Annotated in this window: 15 protein-coding genes and 3 pseudogenes; 11 read left to right on the forward strand and 7 right to left on the reverse strand. The window is 38.8% G+C overall.

The genetic code is table 11. The features are described from left to right. Window positions 1-85 precede the first annotated feature (85 nt). Window positions 86-2,161, forward strand: a complete 2,076-nt coding sequence (locus D7V92_RS02910) for a BT4734/BF3469 family protein (protein WP_087346596.1) — start codon at window positions 86-88, stop codon at window positions 2,159-2,161. 185 nt (window positions 2,162-2,346) lie between these two features. Here the strand turns inward: D7V92_RS02910 and D7V92_RS02915 are convergent, their stop codons facing one another. Continuing rightward, window positions 2,347-2,955: a type 1 glutamine amidotransferase family protein gene (locus tag D7V92_RS02915; protein WP_121772237.1), complete on the reverse strand. Its 609-nt coding sequence runs from the start codon at window positions 2,953-2,955 to the stop codon at window positions 2,347-2,349. 317 nt (window positions 2,956-3,272) lie between these two features. Between D7V92_RS02915 and D7V92_RS22370 the strand changes: the two genes are divergently transcribed. From D7V92_RS22370 to D7V92_RS02945, 6 genes and pseudogenes are all read left to right on the forward strand, one after another. Next, window positions 3,273-3,458 carry a hypothetical protein gene (locus D7V92_RS22370; RefSeq protein WP_233572781.1) on the forward strand — a complete coding sequence of 62 codons (186 nt, stop codon included), beginning with the start codon at window positions 3,273-3,275 and terminating at the stop codon, window positions 3,456-3,458. A 109-nt stretch (window positions 3,459-3,567) separates the two neighbouring features. Beyond that, window positions 3,568-3,804, forward strand: coding sequence for a hypothetical protein (locus D7V92_RS02925; RefSeq protein WP_233572778.1), 237 nt, complete (start codon window positions 3,568-3,570; stop codon window positions 3,802-3,804). Window positions 3,805-3,840: 36 nt separating this feature from the next. Then, window positions 3,841-4,000 (forward strand): annotated as a pseudogene (locus D7V92_RS02930) (ATP/GTP-binding protein); the annotation flags it as partial. A gap of 487 nt (window positions 4,001-4,487) precedes the next feature. Beyond that, window positions 4,488-5,066: a metallophosphoesterase gene (locus tag D7V92_RS02935; RefSeq protein WP_121772239.1), complete on the forward strand. Its 579-nt coding sequence runs from the start codon at window positions 4,488-4,490 to the stop codon at window positions 5,064-5,066. A 384-nt stretch (window positions 5,067-5,450) separates the two neighbouring features. Continuing rightward, the gene (locus D7V92_RS02940; RefSeq protein ID WP_036617556.1) at window positions 5,451-5,771 is read left to right on the forward strand and encodes a helix-turn-helix domain-containing protein; all 321 of its coding nucleotides are present in this window, start codon (window positions 5,451-5,453) and stop codon (window positions 5,769-5,771) included. A gap of 118 nt (window positions 5,772-5,889) precedes the next feature. Next, window positions 5,890-7,263 (forward strand): ATP-binding protein, encoded by a 1,374-nt coding sequence (locus D7V92_RS02945; RefSeq protein WP_008778614.1) that lies wholly within the window; start codon window positions 5,890-5,892, stop codon window positions 7,261-7,263. 61 nt (window positions 7,264-7,324) lie between these two features. On the opposite strand, the pseudogene D7V92_RS02950 reads toward D7V92_RS02945, so the two are convergent. From D7V92_RS02950 to D7V92_RS02960, 3 genes and pseudogenes are all read right to left on the reverse strand, one after another. Further along, window positions 7,325-7,498: pseudogene (locus D7V92_RS02950) on the reverse strand (site-specific integrase); the annotation flags it as partial. A gap of 117 nt (window positions 7,499-7,615) precedes the next feature. Then, window positions 7,616-8,494 carry a helix-turn-helix domain-containing protein gene (locus tag D7V92_RS02955; RefSeq protein ID WP_121772240.1) on the reverse strand — a complete coding sequence of 293 codons (879 nt, stop codon included), beginning with the start codon at window positions 8,492-8,494 and terminating at the stop codon, window positions 7,616-7,618. A 385-nt stretch (window positions 8,495-8,879) separates the two neighbouring features. After that, window positions 8,880-9,479, reverse strand: coding sequence for a hypothetical protein (locus D7V92_RS02960; protein WP_036633165.1), 600 nt, complete (start codon window positions 9,477-9,479; stop codon window positions 8,880-8,882). A 730-nt stretch (window positions 9,480-10,209) separates the two neighbouring features. On the opposite strand from D7V92_RS02960, the pseudogene D7V92_RS22660 reads away from it, so the two are divergent. From D7V92_RS22660 to D7V92_RS02980, 4 genes and pseudogenes are all read left to right on the forward strand, one after another. Beyond that, window positions 10,210-10,587: pseudogene (locus D7V92_RS22660) on the forward strand (AAA family ATPase); the annotation flags it as partial. Further along, the gene (locus D7V92_RS22665) at window positions 10,561-11,502 is read left to right on the forward strand and encodes an ATP-binding protein (protein WP_370035848.1); all 942 of its coding nucleotides are present in this window, start codon (window positions 10,561-10,563) and stop codon (window positions 11,500-11,502) included. The pseudogene D7V92_RS22660 and the gene D7V92_RS22665, both read left to right, overlap by 27 nt. 17 nt (window positions 11,503-11,519) lie before the next feature. Further along, window positions 11,520-12,137: a hypothetical protein gene (locus D7V92_RS02975; RefSeq protein ID WP_032539502.1), complete on the forward strand. Its 618-nt coding sequence runs from the start codon at window positions 11,520-11,522 to the stop codon at window positions 12,135-12,137. A 97-nt stretch (window positions 12,138-12,234) separates the two neighbouring features. Continuing rightward, entirely contained in the window at window positions 12,235-12,510 is a 276-nt protein-coding gene (locus D7V92_RS02980) for a hypothetical protein (protein WP_032539556.1), read from the forward strand. A 132-nt stretch (window positions 12,511-12,642) separates the two neighbouring features. Here D7V92_RS02980 and D7V92_RS02985 read toward each other — a convergent pair whose 3' ends face one another. From D7V92_RS02985 to D7V92_RS02995, 3 genes are read right to left on the reverse strand one after another with little or no spacing between them, the layout of a single operon-like run. Continuing rightward, window positions 12,643-16,068: a hypothetical protein gene (locus D7V92_RS02985; protein WP_121772241.1), complete on the reverse strand. Its 3,426-nt coding sequence runs from the start codon at window positions 16,066-16,068 to the stop codon at window positions 12,643-12,645. 19 nt (window positions 16,069-16,087) lie between these two features. Beyond that, entirely contained in the window at window positions 16,088-16,765 is a 678-nt protein-coding gene (locus D7V92_RS02990; RefSeq protein ID WP_032539499.1) for a hypothetical protein, read from the reverse strand. A gap of 5 nt (window positions 16,766-16,770) precedes the next feature. Next, a complete protein-coding gene (locus D7V92_RS02995; RefSeq protein ID WP_032539497.1) occupies window positions 16,771-17,811 on the reverse strand; it encodes a CHC2 zinc finger domain-containing protein in 1,041 nt (346 codons plus the stop codon). Window positions 17,812-18,006 lie beyond the last annotated feature (195 nt).

Raw genomic sequence — 18,006 nt, forward strand, 5'->3', positions numbered from 1 at the left:
ATGCTCATGTTTTTTGCGCATAATAATTACACATTTTATTGTTATTGAATGTGTCTACCTATATCAGTATAAGACAATATTAGACATGAAAATAACCAAGCAAACAGCCTATCGACATACCGTCGCACAACGGGCGATGCGTATGGAGGAGATCGTGGCATGGGTAAAGGATGAGCGGACGAGGGATAAGCTTGCGCTCTTTCGAGAGAAATTAAGGCGGGCTTATCCCGACAAACGGTATCCGTTTACCCGGAAATTACCTCAGTTGCTCTTTGCCGGAACTTTTCGAAAAGGCGAGTTGAAGGAGTATAATGGCTGGATTTTGCTGGAGATCAATCGATTGAAGAGCATAGAAGAGGCTTTGTCCTTGAAACAAAAAATAGTGGAATATCCGCAGACACTGTTCGCTATGATCGGCTCTAGCGGACGGAGCGTGAAGTTCGTGGTGGCTTATACCTATCCCGACGGGTCGCTTCCCCGTTCGTGTACGGATGCCGAGGTTTTTCATGCGCACGCTTACCGACATGCGCTCAAGACGTATGAGCCTCGCCTTTCTTATCCCATCGAGCTGAAACGTCCGGTGCTGGAGATGGGTTGCCGCCTCAGTTATGATGCCGATGTGTATTACAATCCGGATGCCCTTTCCATTCATTTGGAGCAGCCTGTGGCTATGCCCGACGAAAGCGCCTACCAGGAACGGTTCGAAAAACGGGTGCCGGTACCGGTAGAGAGTGCCGGACAGACGCTTTATGACCAATACCGTTACGTTGCCATCCAATATGAATTCGCTTTGCAGCGGGCTTTGGAGGAACATGGAAGTTTGAGCATAAAGGTGGACTTCAAACCTTTGTTGGTCACTCTTGGAAGACTTTGTTTCGCGGCGGGGGTAGAAGAGGAGGATTGTGTGAAGTGGACGATGCTCTATCTGGGGAATCTGATCTCGGAAGTGGAGATCCGGGAGACCTTGAGGCAGTCTTACCGCTTAGCTTCCGATTCTGATTTTGGCAGTACGTCCCTTTACAAGCCGGAGCAGCTACAGAGCTTGAAAATGGAGGAGTTTATGAACCGTCGTTACGATTTCCGGTACAATCTGATGTCCGGCGGACCGGAATATCGGGAGAAAAACACCTTCTGTTTTGACTATCGCCCCGTGACGGATCGTGTGCTGAACAGTATCGCCCTAAATGCCCAGAAAGAAGGATTGCAGCTATGGGACAGGGATGTACGGCGTTTTGTCTTTTCAGATCGCATCCCGGACTATGCGCCTATCGAGGACTATTTGACCCGCTTGCCCGTGTGGGATGGCAAGGATCGCATCCGTCCGCTGGCCGCACGCATCCCTTGCGACAACGTACGGTGGGAACAGTTGTTTTACACTTGGTTCCTGTCGATGGTAGCGCACTGGCAGGGACGTGACAAACAGCATGGCAACAGCCTTTCCCCGCTCTTGGTGGGCGGGCAGGGGTGCGGGAAGTCCACGTTCTGCTTCAACCTGTTGCCACCGGACTTGAATAAGTATTACACGGACAGCATCGATTTCAGCAAGAAGCGGGATGCCGAGCTGTATCTTACCCGTTTCGGATTGATCAATATTGATGAGTTCGACCAAGTGAGCGCGAGGCATCAAGGCTTCTTGAAGCATCTGTTGCAGAAGCCGGTCGTAAATGTACGCAAGCCTCATGCTACGCAGGTGGAATCGGTGAAACGTTACGCTTCCTTTATCGCTACGAGCAACCATACGGATTTGCTGGGCGATCCTTCCGGCAGCCGCCGTTTCATTTGTATCGAGGTGAAAGGGATGATAGACAATGCCCAGCCTATCGATTATCTCCAGCTCTATGCGCAAGCGGTTGCCGCCTTGAATAATAACGAGCGTTATTGGCTGACGCATGAGGAAGAGGTCTCGCAGATGCAAGCGAACGAGGCGTTTCAACAACGTCCTTTGTTCGAGGATCTGTTTTTTCAATATTATCGTCCTGCTTCGCATAAGGAGGAAGGTTTGAAGATCTCTGCCGGAGAGATCTACCTATCGCTGCAAAAAAAGAGCGGCGTAAAACTTCCGATGAGCAATGTCTCCGTCTTTGGTCGCTTCTTGAAAAAGATAGGGCTTAAGACGCAGTTAGCGAGTAGGGGACGGTTGTATTTAGTGGTCGAAAAGTAGTAAATGGTGGTAGATGTAAGTTGTTGGTGGTAGATGTTTATTATCTACCACCATTAGATAAGTGATTTATAGCAAGGAACTTTTAAGGGCAATGGTAGATGTGGTAGATGATTTCGTATTATTTAAATTCATACACATCTTATGGGATACATCCCCGGCTTTCAGCTATAAACCGCGATAATAATTTATCCCACTTCTGGATCTTCCCAAACACCTGTTTTGTTCATTCGATAGCTTCTCTCTATCTTTTGGGAAGAGTCTGCCTCCAGCGCATAGAGTATTTCACGACAGAACTCCAGAGTGGCAAATCCGTTGGCGGTAATAATGTTCCCGGCTCTGACGGCTGGTTCATTTATATAAAGACTTTCACCTGTATAATTTGTCCCAGCGAATTGTTTGAGGTAATCCAATCCGTTACTGGTATGATTTACATGGTTCAAGAAACCGTGCCTGCCAAGAAAGACGGAGGCGTTACAAATTCCGGCTACCAGCCTCTTCTTCTCTATGGCCTCTTTAACCAGAGGGACAATGGTTTCGGCTTCCGGAGTGAACCAGCTCATGCCACCTATTAATACGATCCCTGCATAATCGGCCGGAATGTCATGGATCCCATAGTCGGGGAGCACCTTGAACCCTCCGATCGATACAACCGGCTCTTTCCTGACAGATACGGTTTTAACTATATATTTGCTTTCACTTCCGGGCTCAACACCTAAATTGAGGTTGGGAGCGATATAAGCCCCTTCCCAATCGGCAAAGTCTTTTAACAAGACGAATAGAATTTCTTTTTTCATTATTTATTGTATTTATCGAAGTTATACTTCTTTCTAATCTCGTTTTGCTCGTCAGGCGAAAGAGATTTGAAATATCCTTTCCAGCCTGGGCAGAAGTTTATGTGCCAACGCCAAAAGCGTCCCATTAATGACTGAGGGCTTTTATCGTATTTTTTCCTTAGGGGGCAGTTGTTGCAGTTACTTTTTTGCATGGATGTTACAGAATGCTTGTTGTTTACAAAGGTAATGCTTTTATTGGAATTGCTTTATTTCAATCTTTGTTTATTATGATAATATACCCCATCTGATATAATTGCCAATATTTATCGTAATTTTGCATTATTCGTGCAGATGGTAGTTGTTATGAGCATCCTCATTGGTTTGAATTGGCAAAGGATAAATGGGCGCAGGTTTATAAAACTACGGGAACTCCATGTAGTTGTTGGATGTGTAGAGGGGAGGAGTACGACCGCAAAGGATATAAGCAAGAGACTTTGCGTATTATCAAAGAATCAGAATATTAGATGTTTAATGAAAAGGAAGAAAAGATGTTGAAAGGTAAAACAATTCTTGATGGTTTGTAAGTGTTTAATAGAGCCGTACACCGTTATAGGCTCAAAAATCTTACAAACAATGAGTAGAAGTAGAAAGAAAACTCCTGCCAGTACCATTGCGTGCTGTAAATCACAAAAGAAAGACAAACAAATGTGCAATCGTCTTTTCCGTAGTAAGTCCAAGCAATATATTCGTGTAGGTAAGGACCCCCCTTGCAGGCTTCGTGAAGTGATGAATGTTTGGAACTTTGCCGGTGACGGTAAAGTTTACTGGGGATATGATTGGCAAGGAGTTGAGAAATTGATGAGAAAGTAATTAAACATCTTCCCCTTTGCGCTTTCGTACAGAGGGGAAGATTTGCTTAGAAAAGATAATATCTGGTTTACGGAATAAGAATACAGATGGATCAAGTGTGCTTTATCCTCTGACAGATTTCAAAGGATTGAATAGAATCAGTTCTCTCCAAAAAGCATACAAGTTCGGTAAATTTGGTGCAGTTCCTAACCTATAATCAGTAACCTTATGAGAAAAGTTCGAAAGAATACAGCAACTAGACAGGTCATTCAAAAAGTTAGCGAATAGTTAATTGGTTCTCAAGAAAATTCAGTATTTTTGCACTCACAATTGAATAAAAACAATTAGCAAATTACAATGCTGCAGAATAGAGTGAACATATTAGTAAACACATTATGTCGAAGCACAGTATGCTTTGAGCGTATGTCGTATGTTCATACTTTAGGCATTGGGTCATTCGGTAAATTCAAAAACACTTTCCAGCGAACGTTTTATAGACAGGTAGGAGTACATTAGATGCAGGTATTCCTATTAAAAAGATAAATTGAAGCCGTTGAAAAGTCCTTACTAAATTTTTCAACGGCTTTGTTTTTGCCCATTGGTGACGTTCGCATTATGCGCTCTACTCCGTCATTTCCGTCCATGGGTATTGAAAACTTCAGTTTTATTAACCAGCGCAGTGATGTGCATAAAAAAAGAAGATTATGGATTACAAATTCAACGGAAGCGGGGTGTTCTTTACATCCGATACCCACTTCAATCATACCAATATCATCAGGTTCTGTAGCAGACCATTCAAGGATGTAGAACACATGAATGAAACACTTATTGCCAACTGGAACCGTGTGGTCGGTCCGGATAATATCGTATTTCATCTTGGCGACTTCTGTCTTGGTGGCTCTGCTGAATGGACAAAGATACTCAAAAGGTTGAATGGGAAAATCTATCTCATAGCCGGTAATCATGACATGAAGAACTTGAGGCAGAATTATACAAAATATTTCGAACTGATCACGATGCAGATGTACATCGAGGTGGATAAACAGAAGATTTATCTGAATCATTGCCCGTTCCTTTGCTATAGCGGCTCATACGATGATACCTGGCAGCTTTTCGGCCATGTGCATACAAGCAGGAATAACACCGGAAAAGATAAGCCTCGCCTTCAAATGCTTTTCTATACACAATATGATGTGGGAGTTGACAATAACGACTTCACTCCGGTTTCATTCGCACGGGTAAAGGCAATCATAGAGAAACAGGTTGAACTATCAAAGAAATGAGAATACAATACATGAGTGATCTGCACCTATGCCCACTTTTCAGGTAGTTGCACCTTGTCACAAAGATTTGGTGCTGAACAGTGCCTTTGCGAGTGACTATGGGGACTTGATAAGCAACAACCGGATTGATGTCTGGATATTCTTTTCTTCCCTTTTTTAGATTAAACAGACACTGTAAGGAGAGTTAGTTTACATCTATTGATAAATAGTATTTTATTTGTCAATAGATGTATACGTTGCTTACGAATAATATGATGGCATTTAATTTTAAGATTCTGTTCCAAATGGCTATGTCTATGACCGATTATTTGGCTTTGATGCGATTTTTCATATACAATAAATAAATAAAAAGTAATATTTTTACATATTATATGATGTGTTGATATGGCAAAGAATACAATGGGGACTAAATTACCTCGAAAATTAGAGCAAAAGATGTCAGTAGTGGTAGAGCAGATAAAATTGGCTCGCTTGCGTAGGAACCTAAGCGTGGCTCAGGTGGCAGAACGTGCTACCTGTTCTCCGTTGACTGTATCACGAATAGAGAAAGGTGCGCCGATAGTGGCAATCGGAATATATTTGCGTGTGTTGTATGCTTTACAGCTTGACGATGATATTCTGTGGTTGGCCAAAGAAGACAAACTAGGGAAAACATTACAGGATTTGATTTTGAAGACAAGGAAAAGAGCCTCGAAAAAGGGATAAAACTCACTTTTTCCTGCATATAAGTCGATAATGACTCTATCAGGATAAAAAATACAGCTTAAAATTTTGTATTATGCTACAGAAACATTATGTTTGTAATGCATAATAAATAAGGTGTATGAAATTCGTTGATAGAATAGATGAAGCAGCACGACTGAAGGATGCTCTTGTGAGGGAGAAGTCCTCGTTAGTCGTGATGTACGGTCGTAGACGACTGGGTAAATCAACGCTTATTAAAAGGGTGTTGTCGGACAATGATGTTTATTTTCTCGCTGATCGTTCTGAAGGGCAACATCAGAGAGCATTGCTTGCAAAAGTAATAGCACAAGTGTTTCCAGATTTCGACAAACTGACATATCCAGATTGGGAATCTATGTTTCGTGCAGTCAATTATCGAACAGACAAGCATTTTACTTTATGCTTGGATGAGTTTCCGTATCTTGTAGAGCAATCTTCTGAACTGCCATCTGTGCTGCAAAAGCTGGTTGATGAAAAGCAGTTGAAGTATAATCTTGTGCTTTGTGGTTCATCGCAGAATATGATGTATGGGTTGTTTCTTGATTCTACTGCACCTCTCTATGGCCGTGCTGATGAGATCATGAAACTTGCACCGATACGTTTGCCATATATTCAAGAGGCTTTGAGCTTTGATGCGATGAATACCATTGAAGAATATGCTGTTTGGGGAGGTGTGCCGCGTTATTGGGAACTAAGGGAAAACCAAAATTCACTTAATGATGCCTTGTGGCACAATATCCTTTCTGTAAATGGAACTCTTTACGAAGAACCTATAAAACTTTTTCAGGACGATGTAAAGGATATTGTTAAGACTTCGACGATAATGTCTTATATCGGTACTGGCGCAAACCGGCTTTCTGAGATTGCCGCAAGATGCAATGAGCCTGCAACCAACCTATCGCGTCCATTGAAGAAACTCATTGATCTCGGATTTTTGGAGAAAGATGTTCCGTTCGGGATTGATGAAAAGAATGCGAAAAAGAGTCTTTACAAGATAGCCGATCCGTTTATGGCATTTTATTATCAGTTTGTCGTTCCTAATCGTTCATTCATAGAGCTTGGTCGTCGTTTGCCAATAGAACAGGCTTTGACTGCTCATTTCTCGGAGTATGTGAGTATGCAATGGGAAAAATTATGTAGGGATGCTGTGACAGGAAATCTTGTCAATAGAGTGGTTTATGGCAAGGCAAAACGCTGGTGGGGTTCTGTTCTCAATGAGGATAAGAAACCTGAACAGGTCGAATTCGATGTAATGGCTGAATCGCTTGATAAAAAGTATCTGCTGGTTGGCGAATGTAAATGGACAACACAAGAGAATGGCAAACAACTGACAGCTGAACTTCTCCGCAAAGCTAATCTGTTACCATTTGCCAAGAATTACACCATCGTTCCAATGCTGTTCCTTAAGAACGCTCCGAAAGATGATGCTGGGAATGCAATGCTTCCTGAAAATGTTGTCGAGTTAATGAAATAGAGGGGTAATCACTATTTGATAGAGTTATTAGATGGCAAAAAAAATGATAAATAAAGAACTTACTCTGTTCCCGTTTGTTTCTCGGATTGGCATAGACATAGATACCAAGCGATTCATGACGAATAACTTTCATTGTCTCTTTGTCTCGATACCTAGGATAATAATCTAGATAGAAAGACATCATCCTGCCTTTTAGCGGACGTGTCCTTAATGTCACGGTCTTACATTCATGCATAATGTTATATTTTTATGGTTATTATTAATTCGTTGGCGAAACTCTGTAATGTAATCATGCAGATTACCTACAGCAGAGATTAATTTTTGAATAATTAATGGATAGCGACAAATTAGATTATTTGTGAACACCCATAACCCTGTCAAACTCTACTTTTAGGAATCGGACGAACCGTCCGTTCTTCTCGCAGTTGATCTGATGGAATTGCAGAATGCCGTAAACAGAGTCACGGGAGAGTTTGAATTTTTCCATAGCCTCCTTGACGGTACAGTATTCCGCTTTGCTTTCTTGTTCCGATGTTTTAGATAGGTCGAAATGGAGCTTGGAATAATAGATTTGTCCGTGTTCTTTCTTGGATGGGATATTGTTCCGATACACCTGCGAACGGATGGCGACGCATGTCATGCCGTACTTCCCCTGAATATCTTCCAGTGTGTACCATTCGGTCAGGTCGGAATCCACCTCGTATTTGGCAAAGGCAGCATCGATATGTTTTTTGCTATAATAGTTGAACTGGCGGATTCGTACCTTCGGAACTTTGTGCTGCCGTGTATAAGTCCACACCCATTTGGCGTTGACCTTATATTTCTCTGCAATTTCTTCAGCAGTGTAATACTCGGTGATGTCGAAGTCCTCTTCAGGCATGATGCGCTCATATGGTTTGGTTTTCATCATTAGTTCGATGTCAGCACGACGAATGAGCGACTTCTTACCACTGATGCGTGAAGCCCGAAGTTTGGATTCCTTTACCAATTTATATATATATTGTCTGGTTACGCCCATCAACTTTGCTGCTTGGGCAAAAGAGAAGAAATCCTGTCCCTCGGCGGCTTGCCGAGGTTGTAGCAACTCTTGCGAGCGTTTCAACTGCCGCTTGCATTCCCGGATGCATTCTTTGTAGCCAAGATTGGAGCACTGATGACTACAATAGCAAGTCGTTGTCTTTTGAGCTATAAATGGCTTTCCACACCATTGGCAAATCTTTCTTACTTCCATATTTTCCTCGTTTACATTGGCGGTAATTTCGCCTTATTTCTCCCGATTTTTGTCAACACACGTCAACTAATGCGTTACTGTGACATTCGGGCTAACCGTGAATTTCCGTCGCGATAGAAATATGATAGAAAAATATGGATAAAAACCGTTACTTCCAAATACGGATCGGAAAGTGTTAAAATATAAAAGTCGCTGTAATACAGATACTTTGTTCTAAATGATTATAGTTGGTTACGGCTATTTCCAAGCCATCATTTCCCGATGCAAGATTTGAAAATTTTATAGCTATATTACTGTGTAATAAACTGTTATTGCGTAAATGTGCTTTCTTGAGCAACAAACCAGCAACAAAAAAATGTGCCTATTTTAAGTAATCTCTACAAAGTTATTTTCTAGCTACCCAAATTGTTACTATTACAGACAGAATAGCGACTAATACAGATGCAATAGTTGCTGCGAGCATTAATTTCGACATTCTATCTGCCTTTTTGTTTAGTTGGTAGGTTTGATAGTTGAAAAATGATGAGGTTGCTAATGTTTGGAATGTGTGTTCTTGATATGCTTTTATGCCATCATCTGTAATCTTAAAATTAGGAGCATATTTATTATCTGTTTCGATGGCTTCAACTAATCCTAATCTAATCATTTTTGAAATAACAAGATTTATTCGGGCTACGGATATATCCCAGATGAATCCTTTGGGAACATAGTTAACAATGGTTTCATTAAGTTCTTTAAATGAAATCTCATTCTTAAAGAAAAAAGCCTCCAATATAGCAGACATGATAAAATGTTCTTGATAAAAACGCTCTGATAATGTGCTTGCAGTATTTTTTAGGACAGGCTCGATATTACTATATGGCTCACATGATTTTACCAATTCTTTGAACGATTCGAACAACTTTGCCATACCCTCTTTTTCTTCTTCAGTCATACTTTCAGGGTTATTGAATATTTCCATTAGCGTCCTTTTCTTTGTTCCCATATAGCGTGTTTTGATAAAATTATGCTTTTAGTTTTATATAAAATTTGTTGCTCTTGTTGCTCAAATATTTCCGAGCAACAAAATAGCAACAAAAATGGAGTTATATATTATTGTTTAATGTTGTTAATGTGCTGATTAAAAGCATTTTATTGTATACATCTTCTTTGTGGCTCTATTTGTAATAAATTGATTATCAGTGATTTGTGTATCCTATTTCCCGATACAGCATATTTACATCATTGATTATCAGTGACCATTCATTTTAATCGGTACAACCTCTGTTTTGACAAATACACAGAATGTGGGAACAAATGCAAACCGTTGTATTTCACGGTTTTGTATATACGTGTTGTACCGCCTCTTTTCAGCCCTTTTGTGGATGTCCGCTATCAGATACAAGGAACTGAATGATAGGACATTTCCTCAGGTATGTTACAGAACGCTTGTTGTATGCAAAGGTAGTGGTTTTCTTGGGATTTCTGTGGTTTACACCAGATTTTTGCACAAAAAAATGTGATTGACTTGAAAAAATGTAGCTATATATGATTTATTCGTTTGAAAAAATGTACTATTTTGAAGGTTATTCACTTGAAAAAGTGTAACTTTGCCATTGGAAGAATATGATTGCGCTATGCTTAAAAGGAAAATAGAAACATAGTTAGCTAAGTGGAAAGAGTCTGAGGACAGAAAGCCCCTTGTAATAAAAGGTATCCGCTAATGTGGAAAGACATACATTGTCCAAAAGTTCGCAAGAGAGAATTATGAGAGTGTGGTCTATATGAACTTCATACTTGAACCGGATAAGAAGTCTGCTTTTACGGGCAATATAGATGTTGATACCATTATTCTCAACCTCTCTGCTTTAATTCAAGGTAGTCGTTTCATTGAGGGGAAAACCTGCATTATCCTTGATGAGATTCAGGAGTGCAAGGAGGCAAAGACTGCCTTGAAGTCATTTCATATAGACGGGCGTTTCGATGTTATTGTTACAGGTTCTCTTTTGGGAGTGAAAGACTACGGCAAAAGCAAGAAGAAAAACGAAGAAGAGGGGCAAGATTCTGTTCCTGTCGGATATGAAACCGTGATAGATATGTATCCGTTGGACTTTGAGGAATTTCTATGGGCAAATGGAATTAGCGACGCGGTTATTGATGCGGTCAAATCATGCTTTGAAAACGAAAAGGCTGTTCCCGATGGAATTCACAAGGCAATGATGGAGCTGTTGTATAGGTATGTCATAGTCGGAGGTCTGCCGGAAGTGGTGAACTGCTTTCTTGAAACCAAGAATATCGAACTTATATATAAGGCGCAGCGCAATCTTATTGCCGAGTACGAAGAGGATATGGTTAAATATGCGGATGATGCGGACAAACCTAACATCCGAGAATGTTTTGAATCTATTCCGAAACAATTAGCCAAAGAGAACAAGAAATTCCAGTATTCCATCGTCAAGAAGGGTGGAAGGGCTTCGCAATACATCGGTAGCATCCAATGGTTGGAGGATGCCGGGATAGTCCGTAGATGCTATAACACGCAGATTACAGAACTGCCGTTAGAAGGTAATTCTATTAAAGAGTGTTTCAAGGTATATACTACCGATATAGGTATCCTTATGGCAATGCTTGATTATGGAATACAGGCAGATATTTTGAAGGGGAATCTTCTTGGATACAAAGGAGCTATCTTTGAGAATCTGATGGCTGATTTCTTATGCAAGTCCGGGCAAAAGCTATACTACTTCCATAAAGATAGCGGGCTTGAGTTGGACTTTTTGGTAAAATTCAAAGGTGAATGCGTTATCCTTGAAGTCAAGGCAAAGTCGGGAAAGGCAAAAAGTATGACTACGGTTCTGAAGAACAAGGATGTGTATCATGTCAAGAATGCAATTAAGTTGGGACAATATAATGTAGGATGTGAGGGAGATATACTCACCATTCCGCTTTATATGGGATTCCTTATTGAGGATAAGCTTGCGGATGTTATCATTCCTGATGTTGATTTAAGTTTATTGACTACCATTTAATTATAAATAAAGACATTATGGCAAAGCAGATATTAGTTGGAATTAAAGAGCAAGATTTGAACGAGGTTGCTCACTACCTTATGATATACCTCCCATACAAAGAGGATTTGTGTAGTTATACCGATAATTGGTTGGGTGAACTTTATGAAAACAAGTACCCTTTGGTATCTAAGGGGATGTGGTCAGCTATAATTGACTTGAAAACGCATAAGCTCTTGAATTGGAAGCAAGAGTATGGAAGTTTGTATTTTCAAGCCAAGATATGCGATAGCGGAACCTATTTCTTGCTTGATAAAGACAAAAAGGTGGTATGTAAAATTGCCGATTATGTGCCTAATGGTTTAATACCGGAAGCGGATGATTGTGGGGATTATATACGCCTAAGAATCAACTATGACGGCACGATAGAAAATTGGCCTGAGGAGCCAGACTTTTCCGATTTTATAGAGGGGGCTGGAATCGTTGAGAAAATTGATACGAGCATTGAAGAAGAACCTATATTTGATACCAAAGTTGAGTTTACTTATAGCCAGCTGATGACAAAGTTACTTCGTCTTCCTAAATATTTACAGATGGAGATAGGAAAAGCACTGATTGCTAATGCGTCAGAAGGGTTTGAGGAGGAAGAAGAATAGTATTGACTGAACATATTTTATAAGACAATTATTATGGATACATTAAATCTAACCAAAATAGCATCATTGTTCATCCTAACTTTAATAGAAAGAGATGATGGACAAAAGAAACAAATTTTGGAGACGCCAACAAATGGCTCGTGTGTTTAAGGCTCGCATGGTTCTTTATGCCGCTTATGGGCATTGTATTATTCGTGAGGATGGAAGCTATTATGAACACCCTCATTGGTTTGAGTTGGCAAAAGACAAATGGGCACAAGTATACAAAACGACAGGTACTCCGTGTAGCTGTTGGATGTGTAGAGGATTTGAATATGATCGCAAGGAGTATAAGAAAGAAACTTTGCGGATTATTCGGGAATCAATGGAGTAGTTTAATGAGGACTGAATCTATACATGAATGATATAGGTTCAGTCCCTGATTTCATAACTTATTGACTAAGCTCCTTGATTACGAAACAGCTTCTGCTTCAAACACGAAGATTTGCAATAAACTTCGATAACCTTATCTACTCAGATAATTCTTAACATCGTCAAAAAACTCAGAGTCAAGTTTGTGGGTATTATTATAGAAAAATCTAACTGAAATATCTGATTTTATCAGTTTTGAATTGACGGAATTCAGATAATGTTTGAGTTTGCCAAGCTCAGAGAATAACCACCAATGCTTGTCGCTCATCCATAGACAAATGAATGGGCAACTATGAGAATCTCCATTTCGTTTGCACATATTTGAACAGCAGGGTTCATCATCTTTCCCTACCTTAAATTCTAGGCATTTATATTCTGTATCGTTCTTTGGAATCTTATTTTTTCTACGTTTGGTAAGTTCTGCTTGAAATCCTCTGCAACACTCTTTATGCACTTCTATATTTGCAAGAATCTCTGCATTTAAGAAAATATCAAGATGTATCAGTTCTTGGATAGGTTGATCTGTTAGTTCCTTTTCATTAATGATTTCGTAATCAACATCCAATTCATATCGCTCAGTTATCAGATGGGAAATCCAATGGTATCGTGAAACCGGACTCATCTGCGAACGATTTTGCTTCAGTAAGAAATAATCTATTCTATCATTTGCCAAGTCGAGCAAGTCTGCCAAACGTATGAGAATCATCATGTACTTCAAGCTGATTAACTCTTCCTTCGCTGAAGATTTCATTTCATATACATCTGTTGTATTCCATCCATGACTATCGGATATTGTAGCTATTGTTTCAGCTTCAAGCTCTGATAGGAAAGACAACATATCTTCTTGCCAATGACGGATAAACATAGCACTTTCATATGCGTGAGGTGCACGCACACGGTTCTCAAAGAAGTCAAAAATATCTTGAAATACCTCAATCAAAGACAATCCCATCTCTTTCCTAATCCGATGAATCTCGTCCATTGCGAATTTGTTTGATTTATAGGCATTGTCAACTTTTTTGTTAAATGTCAACATACGATTAAGCCACTTACTGATTAATTGTTCAGACTTGACATTAGAATCGTTAAACGAGGATACACTCGGATGTATAACCATGCTTATATCATGTAGATAACACGCATTAAATAGCAAGAAGAAATCATTAGCCTTCAAATTCAAAAAATCCACATTATTCACGAGCCTAACTACATTCTTTATTAGATTGATAGCGTGTTCGTGATTGTGTAATGTATAAGCATTCAAGAATTTGGAACCATTGTGCCAAAGGCTTTTAACAAGTCTATGTGTTTGGATTAATCGGTCAATCTTTTCAGGATCTTGAATCTTTTGCCGGTATATACCGAGCCCTTCAAGAATTCCGAGATCTATATCCATCCTCTCGTTCAAATCTTTTGGATCAAGAGATCTCACAAACTCAAAGAAATCGCAAATTTTCAAACGATAATTCCTGAGCATTGAAATAATTCTTAACTCATAGTATTTTATTGGCTTAATGTCAGACCTCAAAATTGATAGATTATCTCCAGATTGAATGTTGCAAGCGAATGAGAAACAGCAATTCAAAATTTTACGTCTGAAGTTCTCTGAATTTCTGAAAACAAACTCGCACCAAGAAGGAAATCCTGTTTTTGAATTAAGACATGGATTTCCGGAATCAGACACTCCTGTGATTGAATTTAGGAATGGGAACAATTCCCACACATCATTGGCATTATAAGATGTATTCTTTATAGCCTCAACAAATCTTTCAGAGTTACGGAAAGGACGTACACTTCGCACAACACGCGAAAGGGATTCATATTCGTCCACAGTGGCAACATCTGCACTGCATAACATCGAACTGATTCTATGGTAATACAAGTATTTATCAGACCTATGAGTGCTGCAATTATATTTTGACAGAGCGATATCATATTGTTGAATTTTGGCGCAGAAACCTTTTTTTTCACTGAAAGGCATATCTCTTAGAATCAACTCAAATTCAGATTTGAATATTTCTTCCTCAAAGACCTCAAATAAAGCATTAATTAGTTCTTTTGAAGTCTTGTCCTGAGATGTAACATCGTCAATTTTGAATGTTTCGTAGAACTTCGCTTTTAGCTCCTTATCATATTTCCCATTCAAAAGAATTTGCAGTTTTCTTTGTCTAAATAGAAAATATCGTTTGTGTCGTCTGAGCCACTTAAGTCGTTCTTCACCATAAGAATTATCTCCAAGTTTAGTTCTTTTCGAACGGAGTTTATTTATCTCAAGATTAACGACATCCTGTAAAGCCGTTAGCTTTTTCAAGGCAACGTTATCGTCAACTTCATCAATATTTCCCTTTATCCATCCGCCCATTGACACAGGTCGTTGAACTAGAAACAGACCATCCATACCTTTAAAAGAGTCATTTATATCACAAATTGTACTCTTTCCATTAGGATGAAACTGTATGTTATAATTTATATCCATTGCTTGTGACAGTAAATCCTGACCTATAACTGGATATTCCTCCCAATCTTTTTTGGCTTCAGTAACCGAATTATTGAGTCTTTGGATTAATTCTCCAAATAAATCCGAATTAATGTTTTTGGCAAATACGACTGAATCATCCACATAGAAATACGAGTCTGAATCCATTAATTTATCGACATGACTCATACAATCAGCGACTTCTATCATGCATAAATTACCAAAAAAGTATGATTGTGGTAGTCCTTGCGCTATTCCCCGGACAGGATAGAAACCGTTAACCGATTTTACATTATTATGTTGTTCCTTATAATATACATCTTTCCATTCCCGGAGGTTCTCCTCGGAAATTTTAAAATATAGAAGTTTAGATATAATGGTCTTCAGACACTTTTTATCAGTATCGTTTTTATATTTACTCGAAACAGCATTCCAAATAAAATTCAGAATCTTCAAAGGATTGATAGATGGGAAAAAGTCTTTAAGGTCAAAACTTATTTCTTTATCATATTCGCGTGTCTTGGAATATTCCCGACAGCGAGTCGTTACTATTTGAGAATATTGGCGGTATTTCTCTGTCCAATTCATAAAGATACTACCTATATTACAACTTGGAATATTACCATAGAAATTATGAGGTAGCATACGTGATAATTCCGATAGATTCCGTTTCCCATTAGAATCGTCAAACATTAAAGGCATAAGCATTGATGCCATACAAATCTGATTGACGAGGCTAGCCGTGTGCAATGGGCGATACTCCACAACTGTATTTCCTTCGGAACTCAGTTTCTTGATTTTAAAGAAAACATTGACTTCTAGCAATTCATTTTCATCGTCAAGTAATTGGGTTAGAGTTTTCTTACATTTTTCAATAGTATCAGAAACAATGCCATTAAAGTCATATTTATCCCTTAGCCGAAGAAATGTATCCAGATCTTCGGGGCTAAGCAAATCACGCTCTGATATATATGACTCCATAGCAAAAATTGCCTTATAGATATTCTCCTCTGATAGTATTTGTTCTCTTAATTTGGTGCTCATAATTCTATGTGTACTAATTTTATTTTGACGATAATGTCTGTATTAATCGATTAAGCTCTGAGAATGCCTTATATAAGTCGCTCTGTAGTCCGCTCCCATCGCTTTTGCCACACTCAAATGTACCCTTATCAACTCTTATACAAAAGTCGTATTTTGGGGGCATTTCTCTAAATAACCTATCAAAGTTATCCATGTTAATATTCACATTGTAAATAACATCCTTTGATAACGTAATATTAAGAATTTCTCCAAATTCAACAGCGATCTGCTGGTCCAGTTTGATAATAGGAAGAACCTTGATGTCTGATATAACTGCGTTCAGGAATTTACACCATTGCCCAAGCATATTATCAAATGATTGTATGTTGTCTTTAAAATATCCAAACCCATATTTGAAATGATGATTCGAAGCAATGTATAGAAGAAGGCCGTTCATATAATCATACTTGGCGTTTTTCCTTCGCTCTATCTGATTTTCCAAATCATAATCCATCAATAAATTCAAGAATAATAGCTTCTCTACTCTATGTCTTACCTCTCTCTCTTTAGGCGATGACTGTACTTCTTCATCAATCATACCTATCTCATCTACATTCATTGATTGGGCATTACTATTGATGAACAATTTGTATAACACCTCTCTATTCAAGTCCTTAAATAAAACTTGTTCGAGATTGCTGGGGTATATGTTTTCCATATTGTTTAATCCTTTGTAGTCTTTAGATAATAATCGCAAAAATCTTTAACACCGCTTGGAAGTTTAATTCTTTTTACTTCGCACCCGAATCTGAGCATAAGTCGATATAACTTTATGAAAGCATCATTTCCTGCCTTATCTTGGTCAGCTATCATATAAAGATTATAGCTTTTTAGTTTGGTAAGGTCTTCAGTTGGTAACGAAGTCGCACTAGGAAGTGCTACACTATTATAACCTACTGATAACATGGCTAAACAGTCAGTTATGCCCTCAGTAATAAAAAGTCTTGCACCATGTTGCATTGATTTCAAAATAGGGAGGTTATATAATCTAATTGATGAGCCACATATTCTTTTAAATCTTGGTATGTGAAAATCTGGATTATCTTTTCCCAAATATCGAGTCTGCAAACTTATTAGATTATTACTCTCATCATAGTAAGGAATGATTAATGAGGGTGCATCAATAGTTAGATATTTTCCATTTGATGTTAAAATCTTCGCTGTTTTTAATCGATCTATTCCGAATCGAACTTGTATTATATCTTTTAAACTATTCACGCCATCAATAGAATGAATCTTGGAGAACTCAATTACATCACTTTTAATGTTTCTCTGACTTCGTAAAAAATTAATTCCGGCCTTTGTCAGGGTTGTGTGTTCCATTATAAATTCAGCAACCTCTCGATCGAAAAGAGGTGAAACGTCATTAGTTGATTCCCTTCGTGGTAGATTTATAACAGAATCTTTCCATTTTGCAGACCGTCTTTCAACAGAAGGGATGTGAACACCATATTCATTAGCCAGAATTATACAAGCCTCAACGAAAGATACTGAAAATTTTTCTTGAATAAAAGTTATTGCGTCTCCACCTATATCGCATGAAAAGCATTTCCAATGATTATTTCTAAAGCCAAGACTTGCAATACGGTCATTATGCTTAAAACAATGAGCCATATGTTTTTTGACATCAAGTCCAAAGCGTTTGGCAGCATCTTCACAGTTAATTTCGTGAAGTTGTCTAATTATTTCATCCGGTATTCTCATTTTGATATTTATTTAAATTTTTAGATACCTATTCGGGAATAGATGAGCTAACCAATATTTATACTTTTCTCGGTATCTGTTTGTGCATCTCGACGCAAGAGCAAGGGAGGAGATCCTTCGACTGCGCTCAGGATGACAGATAGTCTGTCAACTCAATGAATGCACAAATTCATCCCGATTGAAGTATAAACTAAA

Origin of the sequence: Parabacteroides sp. CH2-D42-20, from assembly GCF_003670185.1 — a bacterium.
In the GTDB taxonomy this organism is placed as follows: domain Bacteria; phylum Bacteroidota; class Bacteroidia; order Bacteroidales; family Tannerellaceae; genus Parabacteroides; species Parabacteroides distasonis.